Genomic DNA, 15179 nt, shown 5'->3' with positions numbered 1-15179 from the left:
ATTTTAGCGATCGCACCTTTTTCACCCAACCTCACAAAATCGCGTTGCTCCCGTTTGAAAAAGAAACTCTGGAAAAACTATTTAGCAAGCACGCGCCCCATGTGCCATTGACTCGTGAACACCCTAGTCGTCCGCCAATTACAGAAGCGGAAAAAGAGAATTTCTACCAATATTGGGCTGCTACTGGTGGTCATGATTTGTCTATTGTGCAAGCCACTAGTAAAGCAATTTTGTTAATTCCTGACCCAGATTTGCATTTAATCTTGAGTAGACAAATTGGTGATGACGGCGCACATGCGATCGCTTTTCGTGAAAGAGTAATTGCTGTGACTGGATGCGATCCCATTGATGATATCCGTAAGGAAGCAGAACGCCATTGGGAATTTCTAGAAGACGTACCCTATCGCAACTGGTTAGGATTTCTGGCTTGGGAATTACACTACGAACATTATATTCTGCCCCAGGTGTGGTTCAATAAACTAACATCAAAAATTGGTGATGCAGTATTAGCAGCACAAAGTAGTGAACGATTCAGTGATGATGAAGCAGTGCATCGCGTGACAATTTCTAATTGGTGGCGTAAAAAGTTTGAGCAAGCCTCAGCTAATGAACGAGTTGAAGTTGCGGCACAATTATTAAAACTAGATGAAGAAATTCAGCAACGACGTGCTGCTTACATTAAACAGCGCTGGCAAGATGCGGAAAACTTTAATGGAGCCAATAGCCAAGGCATTGAACCAATATATGATGCTTGGCGTAAAGAAGTAATTTCTTACTTGCTAGATATTCCTAATCCTCAACTCACTTCTATTAGTGAGTAATTAAGTAGATTTAATCAAGATTCACTTATGTTCAATAGACTGATAAATCAGAGAAAATGGTTAAAGTTTTTTAAGCAACCAGGAATTCGCTCATTTGCTCTACTATTTGTTATAGGTTTAGGCTTGAGTTTGGCGATCGCTTCCTGCACTCCCAGTAATTCAGCTAATACACCTACAAAAAAACCCCAGACTAGCAAGTTAACAGTGTTGAAAATGGGGCATCAAAAAGGTATGGCACTGCTGAATATTATCAAAGCCCAAGGCAGCCTGGAGAAGCGCTTACAACCTCAAGGTATTTCTGTAACATGGAATGAATTTTCCTCGACTGCACCTTTACTTGAGGGGATGGGTGTAGGTGCGTAGGCGAAGCCCGTCGTAGACATCGTTTTTGGTGGCGGCGGTGGTACAGGAAGTGTCTTTGCTCAAGCCAGCGATAAACCTTTCGTGCGAGTGGCTGCGAGTACAAGTAGTAGCAGGAGTTCAGCAATTCTGGTGCAAGAAAATTCATCTATCAAGTCTCTCGGTGACTTAAAAGGTAAGAAAGTCGCTTTTGCCAAAGGTGCGAGTTCGCAATATATGATTGTACGTGCGCTAAAGAAGGTAGGTTTAAAATACAGTGATATTAAACCTGTCTATCTAACTCCAGCCGAAGCTTTACCAGCCTTTGAGCGCGGTGATTTCGATGCATGGGTAATCTGGGACCCTTATACTGCTGAAGCTGAACGTCAGCTTCGTACTCGTCTGTTAGCAGATAATACTACAGTGTTTGGTAAAAAAGCTTCTATAGAAAGCTCTGCATTCTATTACGCTGCTCCAGATTTTGTCCGCGATCATCCAGACATTGTAAAAATAATTTTGCAAGAACTGGAAAAAGCAGGTAGCTGGTCTAAAAACAACTACAAAGATTCAGCCGAACTCCTTTCCAAACTCTACAAAGTTGATTTAGCAACAATGGAAATTGTAGAGGAGCGGGGTGGCGATCGCAAGGTATTACCTGTGACGAATGAAGTTCTCACAGGGTTACAAAACATGGCAGACAGCTTCTACGAGCTAAAAGTTATTCCCAAGAAAATTGATGTCAAAGATAAAAACTACAACTGGGTTCCTGACCAGAAGTGGTAAAGCATACCTGATATCATGTCCGGGCTTTGTTGCATGAAACAGAAAAAGACACACCTTTTCTCAATAGAGTTGATAATTAGTCTTCTACTTTATAATTGTCTGGCTTGTCTAACTGAATCATGCGATTAAGTGCAGCACATAGGTAAAATCTACCATTTTTCCTATTCATGCAACAACGCCTGGAAAGTAGAAGTTTGGGCACTTTAATGTTGCTCACTTGGGACTCAAACCAGTTGTTCGTAGAACCTGGCGGCTTTTAGGGCAACATCCCATTCCTCATCATTATCCACGCTACAAGTGGCTATATACTTATGGTTTTGTTTATCCTCAAACAGGTAACAGTTGTTTGTTTATTTTGCCAAGAGTTAATACAACTTTTGAGATAAAGATTTTGCTAACTCATCATCCAAGTGGGTAGATTTTTCCTGGGATATTAGCCTGCATAATTCAACTCCTCATTGGTGGTTGGTAAGTTCTTGGGTCTTTACTTGCTGCGTTCTTACAACTTGGAAAACAATATATTTAACCCTTCGGTCATCGTGGGATGAGTCAAAATACCATCGCGCAAAACGGTGTAGGGCATCTGAGCTTGCATCACCATCTGCACCGTTGAAATCACTTCACCTGCTTCATGACACAACAAAGAACATCCTAAAATCCGACCTGTGTATGTATCCACGATCGCCTTCAGCAGTCCATCGGTTTGACCGAGGGTTTTCGCTCTAGGAACGGCTGACGCATCAATCTTCGCCACGTGGATGGCATATCCTTGTTGCTGTGCTTCAGTTTCAGTTAAACCCACATGAGCCAGTTCTGGATCGATGAATAGACAGGATGGCACTAAACGATCGCCTGTACTGCGGTTGCCCCGATCAATTAAATTGGCTTTGACAATGCGATAATCGTCGAGCGATATATGGGTGTATTGTGGGCCGCCGTTGATATCGCCTAACGCCCAAATTCCAGGTACGTTCGTCTCCAGGCGAACGTTGACTTGAATAAATCCGCGTGTATCGGTTGCCACACCAGCAGCAGCTAAATTTAAGCTATCGGTGTTGGGCGCACGACCAACGGCGACGAGCAAATGCGACCCCTGGAGGCTGAGTTCACGATCAGCAACTTGGATTTTCAGGATAGTTTGATTACCAGCGCTATCTACCCTTAACACCTTCGCCTTTAATAAGAATTCAATACCATCTTGTTCTAAAAGTCTTTGAACTGCGATCGCTATATCTGGATCTTGCTGTGACAGGATTTGCTCACTTTGCCCAATGACAGTAACGCGAGAGCCAAAGCGCCGAAACATCTGGGCAAACTCCAAACCAATATGGCCACTACCGAGAACGATCAGGTGTTCAGGCAAGTATTCTAGCTCCATAATTGACTCACTCGTTAAAAACTCAACTTCTGTGAGTTCGGGAATGGATGGAATTAACGGTCGTGTGCCTGTATTAATAAATAACCGTTCGGCGGTAAGTAAGCGATTGTTCCCTTCAGTCGTTGTTACTGCGATCGTTTTGGGAGCAACAAACCTTGCTTCGCCAATGATCAAGTTGTTATCCAGAGCCGTTTCTAAATTGTGCAAGTTCATTTCACGCGCAGATTGCACAACCGATCGTTTTCGTTGGATCACCTCTGCTAAATTAACGCTGGGTGTATTGGTTTTAACCCCATAAGCGGCACTATTTCGCACTGTGTTTGCTACATTGGCACTCGCCACCATAGTTTTAGTAGGAATGCAGGCGATATTGATGCACCCGCCACCAATCATATTTAAACTGCGTTCAACCAGAGCGGTTTTACGTCCATCAGCGACCAGTGCCAGTGCAAGTGTTTTACCCGCCTTGCCACCGCCGATAATAATGTCGTCATAGTGTTGAGTGTCCACTTCCATATCCTTTGAGTTTAATAAGGTGAATACGATGTCTAGAAGGTGTTGTGAATTTCAAAAAACTGGCTGAATGAGAAGGTTTTAGCGATAACGTATTTGACGAGCGTAACTCAAGATGCTTGCCCTAGCTGGGTTTCCAAAAGTTCATAACACCCGCTAGAAGATTCAACTTTTTCTACAAGCTTGCCGCATCAAGATACGGTTGTTTTTATACACTTCTAAAGTTCCAGACTGCGGGTTATCTAACGTGCCATCCCACACCCAATATTCATAAATTCCCTTCCGAAACTTATACACTCGAACACCTTCTGTCGCTCGGCTAGTTCCTTTACCCAAACTTAAATTACCGTTGGGATTGGTCGCGCGATAGAGCAGTTCACCGGAAGTATAATTTTGCCAAATATTGATGTTATAACCACCCTGGCATTTTGTACTCAGGATGATGCCAGCAGTAGAATCAGCAGAAGCAGGTAAGGAAAAATTAGCTAAGATACTGATTGGCAGAGCAAAAAGTAACGCGGATGTTTTCATAAGTGTTGTAAAATTGATGAGTTTGACATTACCCCATTGTTGCTATAGCTTCATCTGTAGAAAGGACTGCATTGGTGATATACCCAAAGTTGCTTAGTGCTGCCTTATAGCCGTCACCCAGTTTTGGATCTCGAGGAGCAGCTGTTACATCCTTGACGATAACGACGTGGAATCCCTCTTCGAGCAATTCGCGTAGATGAGCTAGCATTTTCTTAGTGATTCAGAATCAGAATATCTTGGTTACCAGGGCAATCAAGGTGGGCGAATTATCTGGCAGTAGTCGCCCTATTTCAGACTTTGGCACCACTGCCTAAATGCTGTTTCAAAAACGCCAACGTGCGAGCGCGCGCTAATTCTGCGGCTTCTTTGCGATAAGCGGAACTACCCACGCGATTAAACCCATGACTCACTCCTTCATAGCGATAGATTGTTACCAGGGGAAAGACTGAAACGAAGATGCCTGTCGTATTGCTTTCTGCAACAATTTCGCCTTCACGAAACAACAGCTTTTATTTCACATCCTGACGACGACTTTGCTTTTGAAAGTAGTCGCGCCAGCTTTTGGGTAAGGCTTCAAGTTGAGTAACTTGGTGAAGTAACTCTGGATTGTTCTACTCACAAGTATAAAGCTGAGTGATATTAGCAACAGTAATATTGTTATCATCCCGGCTCACCAACTCTAAAGTATCTCCGGCTCCGACTTCGCCCTCTTGCAAAACACGAAAGTAAAATCCGGTTCAACGACTTGCAAGAAATCGTTTAACCATATCAGGTCGTCCAAACCAAATGCCAAGTTTGTAACAGGGTAAGCGAGGTTGTGTCACTATCAGTTTTACAGTGCCGATATGGAAGCAATCCCCAATGTTCAGTTCTTCTTCTCTGAGTCCAGTGGTCGTAAAATTTTCACCAAATCTGCCATTAGGCAGATTTGTACCAGATAATTCACTTTGCCAGTAATCGTAATGCTCGAAGGTGATTATGATCTGAGTTAATTTTAATTATGCAAAGAATTATAGGCTTCATTGAGTTTGGTGGCTGATTCTTCTAATAAGCGTTGTTCATCAGCATTTCTTGATAACAGCAGTTGGCGCTCAATACCTGTTGAGCCAATGATACATGGAAGTCCAAAAACAACTTCACTGCCAACTCCATAGTTAGAATCTGCTCTAACCGATACTGGAAATATCTGCTTTTCATCTCGCAGGATGGTATCAACCAACTGACAAAGTACTGTTGATATACCATAGCTAGTATTTCCTTTGCGTTCAAAAATGTCATAGCCTCGTTTACGAGTTAACTGTGCGTACTCTTGCTGAATTTGTTCTAACGTTGTTCCTTGTGGTATGGGAAATTCAGTTAACAGAATTCCCCCAATAAATGCACTAGACCAAACGACAAATTCACTGTCTCCATGCTCTCCAATCACATAAGCATGAACGTCTTGTTTGGCAACATTCAGTCGCTTTCCAAGTTGATATCTCAGTCTACCAGTATCAAGAATGGTTCCCGAACCGAAAATTAGGTTTTCTGCTCTGGTAGAAGTAGCGATCGCAATCCGCGTGAGTACATCCACTGGATTGCTAACGATAAGTACGATTGAATTCGGTGCAACTCGATCCAATTCTTTGATCGTCGAACGTATAATCTCTGCATTGTCGCTCAATGTATCTAATCGGGTCTGTCCTTGTTTTTGCTGCACCCCAACAGTCACAATAATGATATCTGAATCAGCTATATCTTCATACTGATTTGATGGTATAATTTCCATCTCTTTAAGTAGGGGAATGCTGTCTTCAATATCCCATGCTTGCCCCTCAGCTTTTGATAGGGTTCGGTCAAAAAGGACGACCCTTACACATTTACCGAATAGGACTAAAGCATTTGCAACGTCTGCACCTACATTACCTGCACCAATGATACCGACTTTAGATGTTTTACTCATCAGCTATATCTACTTTTTTGTAACTAACGCAATGGGTTAATCGTCACAACTAGGATTTTTCCGTCTAGTTTTTTCATGATGATTTCTTAGGATCGGGCAGCGTGAACTTTACAGTTTCACTGGTGATTACTTTGTGCATGGGATCAGCTAGTTCGATCAGCACCTTGTGTGCGCCAGGTTCCAGTCCGACCAGGATAATCGTTTCGCCACTGGTATCAACAAAGTGCCACGGCGCGTCGTCAACGGTGATGTGGATATGCCCAATGCGCGGCGATACGTCGAGGGCACCTTTGCCAAACACTGGCAACACACGCAAATTCTCCGTCCGGTACTGGATAAAGACGCGTCCCTGTGCTAGCGGTTCGGGAAGCGGTAGATCGACAATCAGCTTGGGTGGTGCTTCGTTTTCGATCGCAATCAATGGTGATGATCCGATAATGTCCTTAGCGCTCGGTGTGTGGGTGTTCATAGCAGGTAAGTACCTGAGAGTAGTTTACTATAACGATCCATTTGAAGGTGAAGCGGCGCAGAGTCATCGCTCCAGAAAAGCCATTAACGTTTCTTTGATGCGAGTTCCCAGACCGCAGTTGCGAATGCTTTAGGATCTTCCTGGGGCAGGTTATGACCGACGTTTGGAATGACCCGATGCTGACGTTCGCCGCTAAACTTTGCTGCTGTCGATTTTCCATCGGTTGCTGGCACGACACCATCTGCGTCCCCGTCCAAGGTGATCGTCGGCACCGTAATGGTCGGTTGCGCGGCAAGCCGCTGCTCAAGTTCTTCATACATGGAATAGCCGGCAGCAAGTCCAAGGCGATGGCGGTAGGAATGAATGACGACCTCCACATAATCGGGGTTGTCGAAGGCGCTGGCGTGTTGATCGAGCGTTGCCTCGTCAAAGCGCCAGTTTGGCGAATTGCGAGTCCAGAGAATCCTCGCAATCTCACGTCTGTTAGCCGTCAATCCGGCGCGTCCGCGCTCGGTCTGGAAATAGTATTGGTACCAGATCCCAGATTCGATCGCGGGTGAAAGTGGCAGCCCTGCCTTGGCAATGTCCTGGATCAGGTAGCTATTGACGGACACCAGACCTGTGCATCGTTCAGGCCAGAGAGCCGCAACAACGCAAGCGGCTCGTCCACCCCAGTCATAGCCAGCAAGCACAGCACGGTTCAACTGCAATGCATCCATCAAGGCGATCGCATCGACACCGATCGCGGCTTGCTGCCCGGAGCGTGGTGTGGCGCTGTCGAGAAAACGGGTTGATCCATGTCCCCGCAAGTAGGGAACAATTACCCGACATCCGCGTGCAGCAAGCATTGGTGCAACGTCAATGTAGCTATCAATGGAATATGGGAATCCATGCAGTAGCAACACCGGAGATCCATCGCTCAGTCCTGCTTCGTAGTAACCGATGTCGAGGACACCCGCCTTGATCTGCTTGATGGGAGTAAACCTAAATTCAGATCGTTTGGGCTTGTCGAAGCTTGCGTGTGCGGTACCCATGAGTGCCATTTCTGTGAAAATGCTTGCTGCCGCCGTTCCCAGAAAGTGGCGGCGGTTATGTTTAATTGCTTTGAGCATAGGGTTGACTCTTTGGATTGATTAATGAGACGATTGCACAAAGCGCAGTGCCGAAGGCAAGCGCCGAGCATATTCCCCTCAGTTCGCAATCAGTTGGCGAGAATGAGATGTGGTGAATGGATTTACCGCTACAACATTGCTGCTACAATATCGTCTGTAGACAGAACGGCGTTAGCAACATAGCCAAAGTTGATCAGTGCTGCCTTATAGCCATCACCGAGATCCGGGTGGCGCGGGGCAGCCGTTGCATCCTTAACGACAAGGACTTCAAATCCTTGTTCGATCAGATCGCGCAGGTGAGCTTCAACACAGAGATTTGCCAACATTCCGAGCAAAATGACTTTGCTCAGGTTGCGCTTACGCAGTTGCAAAACGAGATCATTGCTTTGCGGCCCATAGACTTTATGGGGGCTGACCACGATCGTTTTGCCATCCTCAATAAAAGGCTTGTAGCGATCAAGCCAATCGGCACCCGATCCTAAAAAACCATTGAGGGTTAAGGGTCCACTGCGAACAAACTCCTTTACCCCAAGCATCATCTGCTCTAGGGTTCCGGCAAATTTCCAGTTGTAGTCCGTAGGATAGTAATAGTGGGGAGAGATGAACACCTGAAAGTTCCCCTGCTTCGCGGCTTTGAAAACTCGCTCAATGTTCTCGACGGTCTTATTGTCCTTGACACTGTCACCAACCAAATCCCAGGAGACTCCTTTTTCGCTCAAAACATCATTTTGTGGATCGATAATGACGATCGCGGTGTCATTTTTGTTGATATTCATGTCTCTCCTAATGTGTTCATTAGTCCTAGTGGTGGTTCAGTTAGGCTGGCAATATAGAGAATGACATTTATTAGATCGCCTGCGGCAAGCATCACTTTGCTGATTGCCTGTTCTAAGCCACGAGAACTACCAGTTATCAACCATACTTATGACATGGAAATCTCCTTTTCGGTCTTGTTCGGGGACAAGACCGGAGCAACGTGCTAGAATTACTACTTGTGTTCTTCAAACCATTGGAATGATTCGCAAATACGAACTGTAGAGTGTATCTCTGACTTACCCAACGAAAACTGAATAAGTCAGAGCAGCCTCAAGCCCACGATGCCAAAACCTGACAAGAACGAGGCTTACAGCAGAATTCAAGTATTTGAACCACGTCTGTCGGAGGGGCGCAAGGCCTTGCGCCCTACCGCGTGGTGTATTTACTTGAAAATAGCGGTAATTGCAACTGTGGTAAAAGAAACGATCACATCCTATTGCAGATATTTCTTCAATTGGGCAGCAGCTTGAACAAACAGAGAACGGGTTTCTGGCAACTCTGCTAAACCATTCAGTAGTCCGAAGTCATGAATCATACCGTTGTACTGCACAGTTGTCACCTCGACCCCAGCTTCATCGAGCTTGCGTCCATAGGCTGTGCCCTCGTCATGCAAGATATCGCTCTCTGCAACCACAATTAACGCTGGGGGCAAGCCTTTGAGTTGCTCAACCGTCGCTTGTAGGGGAGAAGCATAGATGTCTTTGCGCTTTTCTGGGTCAGCAATGTACATGTCATACATCCACTTCATCGTTGGTACAGTCAGAAAACGCTTATCGCCAAATTGGTGATAAGAATTCGTTTCAAAATCAGCATCTACAATGGGCCACATCAGGATTTGCAGCTTGATGTGTGGTCCTCCTTTTTCTTTCGCCTTTAAAGCAGTGACAGTTGTCATGTTACCGCCGACACTGTTGCCAACGACTGCCAAATTCTTGCCATCTACCCCAATCTCCTCACCATGCTCGGCAACCCATTTGGTCGCAGCATAAATTTCATTGATTGCCTGTGGGTACTGAGCATCTGGCGTGCGAGTGTAGTTGACAAAGACACCTGCAAACCCTGAAAGCACAACCAGATCACGAACCATACGCTTGTGTGTTGGGTAATCACCTAGCACCCAACCCCCACCATGAATAAAGATGAAAACAGGCAATGTGCCTTTGACCCCTTCAGGTCGTACAATATTAAGAGTAATTGAATAACCCTCAGTAGTAATCGTCTTTTCAGACTCTTCAATGCCTGAAAGGTCTACTGGAACCGAAGCCTGTGCATCCACAAGAACTTGACGTGCTTCGAGTGGAGTGAGTTTCTCCAGCGCCACACCCGCTGAATTCAGCACTTTCAAAAATTCCTTCGTTCCTTTGGAAAGACGTGGATCATCCACAACTTCCAAAATTTTTGCTGCTTGCGAGTTTACTTGAGCAACCATGACATTCTCCTTTTGATAAATAGTAAACAATCTGTTGAGATGCCACTGTTAAATTAATTGATTTAACAGTACTGCTTTATAAGTAGTAATTGTAGAATGACAATTACTTTTTACCGACATCGTTTCCCAGCCAAAACTATTTGTTACTGGTGGTTAGCTTGGTGTTCTCTACAACGTGAGTGGTTAGAAAGCGACGAATATGGTTTGCGATCGCATCTCCTTCTTCTTCCAAGGCAAAATGCCCGGTATCGAGTAAATGAAACTCAAAGTTTTTTAAGTCGCGCTTGTAGGGTTCAGCGCCTTCAGCAGGAAAGATGTAGTCATTCTTACCCCAAACAATGAGGGTGGGTGGTTGATGTTTGCGGAAATACTCCTGCCATTGCGGGTACAAGGGGGGATTCGTGCCATAGCTATAAAACAGCGCCAGTTGAATCTCAACATTTCCTGGGCGATCAAGGAAGGGTTGATCCATATTCCAGGTATCAGGGCTGATCGCTTCAGGATTGCGAACGCCGTTGGTATATTGCCACTTAGTTGCTTCCAGTGTGAAAAGGTGTCTGAGCTTGTCAGCATTCTCAGGAGAACGGTCTTGCCAGTAAACCTTGATTGGGTCCCAAAATTCGCGCAGACCTTCCTCATCGGCATTCCCGTTTTGGACGATGAGTGCCTCCACTCGCTCTGGATATTTAGCCGCAATCCGATAACAAATGGGAGCGCCATAATCCATCACGTAAAGGCTATAGCGTTTGAGATTGATCGCAGTAATAAATTTCTCCACGATCTGGGCTAGGCGATCAAACGTGTAGTCAAACTCATTTACAGTTGGCATCGAACTGTTGCCGTAACCCGGATAATCGGGTGCAACCAGATGGAAGTGATCGCCAAGCGCAGACATCAGATTGCGGAACATGTGAGAGGATGTTGGGAAGCCATGCAACAGCAGAATTGTCGGATTATTGCGGGAACCAGCTTCTCGATAAAAGATATCTAAACCATCGATCGAAACTGTGCGAAATGTAATCATAACTTTACTCCTTGAAATGAACTTTAGCTTGAGGCTCCTGCCTTTGCTGCTTCAATAATCAGATTTGCTACTTCAGTTAAGATGTGAAACCATTGAGACATGGCTTTATGGTAATGAAATGACGGTTGCCCCGATCCGCTTCGTCATAAAACGCTCTAGTTCTGGTGAAATTATGCGATCGTTTTCAGATGAGCTTCTAAAAACCATAACCGCTTATCTATCGCCCGTGAAATGTCAACGAAGAGAGCATTAATATCCATCTCACCCAGTTCATTTGTTTTATCAATGTTTTTGCGGAGGGATTTGGCGTAAATTGCCAAGCGATCGGCAAGTGTAACGACATGAGCCATACCATCAACAGTACCGTGAACTCCCCGGACAAGAGAGATTGTGTCATCAGATTGCTCCTATTGATTAATTCCTTGCGTAATAAGCAGTCATTTTGGTTGTCTGGTTAAGAATCAGAAAACTTAATGATTTGCAGTGACAATAGCTGCCATCAATTGCTCAATGTTCCAGCGATGCCTGCGGCGGGCTACGCCTACGCTATATTAAATTCCATTAATAAACAGTGCTGGGGCAGCCGTTACTCCACTGTGTAATCCACTTTCAATATCTTCATTGATGCGATCAACGTACAAGCACAAATAATTATCTCCAAAAGAAACACTAAGCTGTCACCCAATGACTTTAATCAGTCTATAAACGTTTGCACTTTGAGAACATTGATAATCCCCATACATCACCAGCACCACGGCGGCATTCAGCACCCCTTTTATGTAATCCTGTATTGAATGTGGAACTGATAACGAACTGGGATCACGGCCAAAACTCACTACTACCTCCGAGGGAAAGAATGCTCATCGCCAGCGATGCCTGCGGTGGGCTACGCCTACGCCATACAACTCTCTTTCTGATATATGTGCAAAGCAAACTCAAATCTTGCAACTAAATTGCTATCTGTGTTTACATGAATTCCATAATATGCAATTGACTCTAACTTGTCGTCCACTCAGAGTTGAAACTTTTGTACAACACAATGATTGATAAATCAGTCCATATAAAAATGGAAGGTTGGCTCCAACTGAAGTTGAAATCTGGATTCCAACTTCAGTACAACTTACTTACAAACTGACAATCCCTCGTTTAAAAGCAATAATCACGGCTTGAGTGCGATCGTTCACTCCCAATTTACTCAAAATTCGATTAACGTGAGATTTGACGGTGCTTTCACCGATACTCAAAGCAGTGCCAATTTCTAAATTACTCATTCCTTGCGCCATTAAACGGAGTACATCTAGCTCTCGCTCACTCAGTTCTGGATTGCTCATCCTCTGCACCAGTTTTGCCCCCACTTCTGGTGGAATATACTGCTGACGACGATCAACCCTACGAATCGCACTCAGAAGTTCGTTGGGTTTAACATCCTTGAGCAAATATTCTTTAGCACCTGCCTGCAATCCTCGATAAATATCTTTATCACCATCGTAGGTAGTTAGCACAACAATTCGGGCAGATTTAAATTCAGCACGAATAACAGTAATGGCTTTAACTCCTCCCATCTGCGGCATTCGTAAATCCATTAGCGTTACATCTGGTTGGTATTCACCAAAGCGATCAATCACCTGTTGCCCATCTTCTGCTTAAGCAATCACCGTCATCTCTGGATCGCGGTTAATGATGGTTGCCAATCCTTGCCTGACAATCGAATGATCGTCAACGATCAGAACCCGAATAGTCGTTGATTGGCTCATAATTATTAAGAAATTGAAAGTACAAACTTAGAATTACTAGATAAAGTCAAATTAAAAACCTTGAAGCGCAGCAGACCACGTAAGCTAAGTTTCCATCCAAGAAACTCATACACAAGGGAGCAGGAGTCAAAATTGGGAAACAGCGATCGCTACAAAATATGCTTATCCCTGATTGATTGGCATCCGATGTTTACTGACAGATGCCTTCAGTGTGGCTATGAGTTTTACCGCGACTGGTCGGCACGGTGTGTATTGGGATTGCCCAAACCTGGAATGCGGTTGGATCGATGAGATTTTGTAGGACAATTTCTTTAAATATGCCTCTTCAAACTTGGCTAAACTTACCAGAGTAAAGTTCATCAGACACTTCTTTAAGTTCTGGTTCAACTACTGTCAAATGTTGCTCTAAAATTGCCAAATTACGAATATTAGACTTATAGAAAGCATCAAATAAATCACCTACAAAAGGCACAGTACCCACAACTGCTTCCAAACCAACATTAAAAATCATTTTGGTTAAATCTTGGCGTGGAATGCCAAAGCGGGTAGCTAGAAATATGATGTAAGCTGAAAACGCTGTACTGATTAAATCACCAGCACCTGGAACTAAACCGATAATTGGGTCTATTCCAATGTGAAAACCTGTTAAAGGAATACGTATAGATGTATCCATCAAGCGGCTGAGTTTACGGATGCGATTTAGAGTAGCAAGGCGTTTGGCAGCGTCCATAATTTCCAATATTTGCACTACTTTTAAATTGCACCATTTTTAATTCTTTGTCCTGTACCGTTAGAAATAACAAGTATGAATAAAAATCCTGACGACGTTTCCTCTAAGAAAATAGCGTCACGGAATCCGGCGGGGGTGCGCTTGCTAAAACAAACCTGCATCAACGAATCAATCTCGTCCTGGCTTAATGCTCCTCTCCTTAACCCGGATTTCTCACAAAGAATGAGATAATAGGGGTCAAAAACTGCCAAAATCTATATTTTACAAGTATTCCAGCAGTTTAAGCATGACCCCCAATAAAACAGATTGTATACCGAAACAGTTCAAATTTAAACCTGTATTGTCATGTCCAGTCGTAGTTAATTTCAGAGGTGAGACTGTAACATCAGATGCCGGACTAACTTTAATTGCGCAGCTAGACCGAAAGCGAAAAATCACATCGCGCCTAGCTCAATATTTCAAAGATTACCGAGATGTAAATAGAATCGACCATTCAGTAGAAAACCTAATCGCACAGAGATACGCTCCCGGTGGGGAATGTGAAAATTCTTGTTCATGGAGACAGTGCCTATTCTAGAGAAGATATTAAGTGATTTACCGAACATGATATGATTCCGTTAGAGTCGGAAGTTCAAATAGAAGCGTGGAAGCAGGCAGTGGAGGAGGTAGGCAGTAAAGTCCCAAGTAGTAGAATAGTCAAAAACGTTGTGCAGCGGATAATAGAGAGAATCAAAGTACCAAACACCTACCAAATTGGCGAAGTCTGCCAAATCCTTGCAAAGAACAACCCAGAACTGAGAGGCAAGGAAGGGTAGGTGCTGGGGGATTGTTAGCGCAGTGAATGAGTAATGTTGTTGAGCTTGGTAATTGCTTGTTCCACTTGTCCCTACCAAACTTCGCCTTCAATATCTGCCAGAAATTTTTTGTCACTTTTAAAATAAAAATTGCATAAATTGATCCATATAATACCCATTATGATTATAGGTAGGATAACTGGAAAAACTGAGTGGAGGTAATATTTAACTAGTTTTTTTTAAAGTCTCTCGTAGAGGTCGTTCCAGCTATATAGGCTGAGATAAGACCAGACCGTTTTTTTTATATCTAGATCCTTAATAAGGATAATAAGCAAAGTTAAATTTTACTCAAACAGTCAACTTTAACAGTTTTACCCTGCTCTAAGATTGAGCTTAACCTCTTTTTTATTACTTTGAGAAGAAAAAAGTACTATATCTTTCAAATTACTTTTAGATATTATTAATATCTTTTTAATTAATTTCTGTCAAACACAGAATAAATTATGAAAAAACGTGAAAGTATTATCCAACAATTTTCAACTTTTATCAGCTTGATAAATGATAATAAAAACTTTAATTTTATTTGGAAAACTGAGATATATTTAGAACGTAATATAAGTTTGTTAGTGCAGTCAGAACCAGATGCTAAAAAAGAATATTGGGCGCGTCATTTTCTGAAAATTATCAGAGGGAGCATCCCAATTGTGCAAAAATAAAGAAAGGAAAATCATTCGCGAGATTTCA

General features: G+C 43.6%; 19 protein-coding genes and 4 pseudogenes. 6 read left to right on the top strand and 17 right to left on the bottom strand.

Annotated elements, in window-relative coordinates; translation table 11 throughout:
* The first annotated feature begins 44 nt into the window (after positions 1-44).
* The 4 genes and pseudogenes from Q0541_RS09935 to Q0541_RS09920 form a co-directional block, all read left to right on the top strand.
* Positions 45-821 carry a hypothetical protein gene (locus Q0541_RS09935; RefSeq protein WP_298908952.1) on the top strand — a complete coding sequence of 259 codons (777 nt, stop codon included), beginning with the start codon at positions 45-47 and terminating at the stop codon, positions 819-821.
* Between the two features lie 27 nt (positions 822-848).
* The gene (locus Q0541_RS09930) at positions 849-1184 is read left to right on the top strand and encodes a hypothetical protein (RefSeq protein WP_298908945.1); all 336 of its coding nucleotides are present in this window, start codon (positions 849-851) and stop codon (positions 1182-1184) included.
* 18 nt (positions 1185-1202) lie between these two features.
* Entirely contained in the window at positions 1203-1943 is a 741-nt protein-coding gene (locus Q0541_RS09925) for an aliphatic sulfonate ABC transporter substrate-binding protein (protein ID WP_298908950.1), read from the top strand.
* 186 nt (positions 1944-2129) lie between these two features.
* Positions 2130-2313, top strand: a pseudogene (locus Q0541_RS09920) (IS630 family transposase); the annotation flags it as partial.
* A 129-nt stretch (positions 2314-2442) separates the two neighbouring features.
* Here the strand turns inward: Q0541_RS09920 and Q0541_RS09915 are convergent.
* From Q0541_RS09915 to Q0541_RS09835, 17 genes and pseudogenes are all read right to left on the bottom strand, one after another.
* Positions 2443-3837, bottom strand: coding sequence for a mercuric reductase (locus Q0541_RS09915; RefSeq protein WP_298908942.1), 1395 nt, complete (start codon positions 3835-3837; stop codon positions 2443-2445).
* A 162-nt stretch (positions 3838-3999) separates the two neighbouring features.
* Positions 4000-4365, bottom strand: coding sequence for a hypothetical protein (locus tag Q0541_RS09910; RefSeq protein WP_298908936.1), 366 nt, complete (start codon positions 4363-4365; stop codon positions 4000-4002).
* 290 nt (positions 4366-4655) lie between these two features.
* Positions 4656-4868: a dienelactone hydrolase family protein gene (locus Q0541_RS09905; RefSeq protein ID WP_298908933.1), complete on the bottom strand. Its 213-nt coding sequence runs from the start codon at positions 4866-4868 to the stop codon at positions 4656-4658.
* 6 nt (positions 4869-4874) lie between these two features.
* Positions 4875-4964 (bottom strand): annotated as a pseudogene (locus Q0541_RS09900) (3-alpha domain-containing protein); the annotation flags it as partial.
* Between the two features lie 138 nt (positions 4965-5102).
* Positions 5103-5342 carry an MOSC domain-containing protein gene (locus tag Q0541_RS09895; RefSeq protein ID WP_298908948.1) on the bottom strand — a complete coding sequence of 80 codons (240 nt, stop codon included), beginning with the start codon at positions 5340-5342 and terminating at the stop codon, positions 5103-5105.
* A gap of 17 nt (positions 5343-5359) precedes the next feature.
* Positions 5360-6307 carry an L-lactate dehydrogenase gene (locus Q0541_RS09890; RefSeq protein WP_298908932.1) on the bottom strand — a complete coding sequence of 316 codons (948 nt, stop codon included), beginning with the start codon at positions 6305-6307 and terminating at the stop codon, positions 5360-5362.
* Positions 6308-6380: 73 nt separating this feature from the next.
* Entirely contained in the window at positions 6381-6776 is a 396-nt protein-coding gene (locus Q0541_RS09885; protein WP_298908929.1) for a DUF6130 family protein, read from the bottom strand.
* Positions 6777-6859: 83 nt separating this feature from the next.
* On the bottom strand, positions 6860-7888 hold the full coding sequence (locus Q0541_RS09880) for an alpha/beta hydrolase (RefSeq protein WP_298908926.1): 1029 nt from the start codon (positions 7886-7888) through the stop codon (positions 6860-6862).
* Between the two features lie 128 nt (positions 7889-8016).
* Entirely contained in the window at positions 8017-8664 is a 648-nt protein-coding gene (locus Q0541_RS09875) for a cysteine hydrolase (RefSeq protein ID WP_298908923.1), read from the bottom strand.
* Positions 8661-8804, bottom strand: coding sequence for a hypothetical protein (locus Q0541_RS09870; RefSeq protein WP_298908920.1), 144 nt, complete (start codon positions 8802-8804; stop codon positions 8661-8663). Before Q0541_RS09870 ends, Q0541_RS09875 begins: the two co-directional genes overlap by 4 nt.
* Positions 8805-9137: 333 nt before the next feature.
* Positions 9138-10133, bottom strand: a complete 996-nt coding sequence (locus tag Q0541_RS09865) for an alpha/beta hydrolase (protein WP_298908917.1) — start codon at positions 10131-10133, stop codon at positions 9138-9140.
* Between the two features lie 136 nt (positions 10134-10269).
* Positions 10270-11157, bottom strand: a complete 888-nt coding sequence (locus Q0541_RS09860) for an alpha/beta hydrolase (RefSeq protein ID WP_298908914.1) — start codon at positions 11155-11157, stop codon at positions 10270-10272.
* Between the two features lie 170 nt (positions 11158-11327).
* Entirely contained in the window at positions 11328-11507 is a 180-nt protein-coding gene (locus Q0541_RS09855) for a hypothetical protein (RefSeq protein WP_298908912.1), read from the bottom strand.
* 120 nt (positions 11508-11627) lie between these two features.
* Positions 11628-11993, bottom strand: a pseudogene (locus tag Q0541_RS09850) (hypothetical protein).
* 288 nt (positions 11994-12281) lie between these two features.
* Positions 12282-12911: pseudogene (locus tag Q0541_RS09845) on the bottom strand (response regulator transcription factor).
* A gap of 325 nt (positions 12912-13236) precedes the next feature.
* Positions 13237-13641: a DUF4112 domain-containing protein gene (locus Q0541_RS09840; RefSeq protein ID WP_298908910.1), complete on the bottom strand. Its 405-nt coding sequence runs from the start codon at positions 13639-13641 to the stop codon at positions 13237-13239.
* A 23-nt stretch (positions 13642-13664) separates the two neighbouring features.
* Positions 13665-13892 carry a hypothetical protein gene (locus tag Q0541_RS09835; RefSeq protein ID WP_298908908.1) on the bottom strand — a complete coding sequence of 76 codons (228 nt, stop codon included), beginning with the start codon at positions 13890-13892 and terminating at the stop codon, positions 13665-13667.
* A gap of 35 nt (positions 13893-13927) precedes the next feature.
* Here Q0541_RS09835 and Q0541_RS09830 point away from each other — a divergent pair, with 35 nt between their 5' ends.
* Together Q0541_RS09830 and Q0541_RS09825 are read left to right on the top strand one after the other, a co-directional pair.
* Positions 13928-14218 (top strand): transposase, encoded by a 291-nt coding sequence (locus Q0541_RS09830; RefSeq protein WP_298908905.1) that lies wholly within the window; start codon positions 13928-13930, stop codon positions 14216-14218.
* A 720-nt stretch (positions 14219-14938) separates the two neighbouring features.
* Positions 14939-15151 (top strand): hypothetical protein, encoded by a 213-nt coding sequence (locus Q0541_RS09825; RefSeq protein ID WP_298908904.1) that lies wholly within the window; start codon positions 14939-14941, stop codon positions 15149-15151.
* Positions 15152-15179 lie beyond the last annotated feature (28 nt).

Origin of the sequence: uncultured Nostoc sp. (assembly GCF_937863485.1) — a bacterium.
GTDB lineage: Bacteria > Cyanobacteriota > Cyanobacteriia > Cyanobacteriales > Nostocaceae > Nostoc.
The sequence above is the reverse complement of the archived record's forward strand: the minus strand, read 5'-3'. Positions and strand labels throughout refer to the sequence as shown.

What these genes read in the sequence shown, in the direction of transcription:
- Q0541_RS09930 (WP_298908945.1), top strand. Translation starts at nt 849, where the DNA reads ATGTTCAATAGACTGATAAATCAGAGAAAATGGTTAAAGTTTTTTAAG.
- Q0541_RS09915 (WP_298908942.1), bottom strand. Translation starts at nt 3,837, where the DNA reads ATGGAAGTGGACACTCAACACTATGACGACATTATTATCGGCGGTGGC.
- Q0541_RS09910 (WP_298908936.1), bottom strand. Translation starts at nt 4,365, where the DNA reads ATGAAAACATCCGCGTTACTTTTTGCTCTGCCAATCAGTATCTTAGCT.
- Q0541_RS09890 (WP_298908932.1), bottom strand. Translation starts at nt 6,307, where the DNA reads ATGAGTAAAACATCTAAAGTCGGTATCATTGGTGCAGGTAATGTAGGT.
- Q0541_RS09885 (WP_298908929.1), bottom strand. Translation starts at nt 6,776, where the DNA reads ATGAACACCCACACACCGAGCGCTAAGGACATTATCGGATCATCACCA.
- Q0541_RS09880 (WP_298908926.1), bottom strand. Translation starts at nt 7,888, where the DNA reads ATGCTCAAAGCAATTAAACATAACCGCCGCCACTTTCTGGGAACGGCG.
- Q0541_RS09875 (WP_298908923.1), bottom strand. Translation starts at nt 8,664, where the DNA reads ATGAATATCAACAAAAATGACACCGCGATCGTCATTATCGATCCACAA.
- Q0541_RS09865 (WP_298908917.1), bottom strand. Translation starts at nt 10,133, where the DNA reads ATGGTTGCTCAAGTAAACTCGCAAGCAGCAAAAATTTTGGAAGTTGTG.
- Q0541_RS09860 (WP_298908914.1), bottom strand. Translation starts at nt 11,157, where the DNA reads ATGATTACATTTCGCACAGTTTCGATCGATGGTTTAGATATCTTTTAT.
- Q0541_RS09855 (WP_298908912.1), bottom strand. Translation starts at nt 11,507, where the DNA reads ATGGCTCATGTCGTTACACTTGCCGATCGCTTGGCAATTTACGCCAAA.
- Q0541_RS09840 (WP_298908910.1), bottom strand. Translation starts at nt 13,641, where the DNA reads ATGGACGCTGCCAAACGCCTTGCTACTCTAAATCGCATCCGTAAACTC.
- Q0541_RS09830 (WP_298908905.1), top strand. Translation starts at nt 13,928, where the DNA reads ATGACCCCCAATAAAACAGATTGTATACCGAAACAGTTCAAATTTAAA.
- Q0541_RS09825 (WP_298908904.1), top strand. Translation starts at nt 14,939, where the DNA reads ATGAAAAAACGTGAAAGTATTATCCAACAATTTTCAACTTTTATCAGC.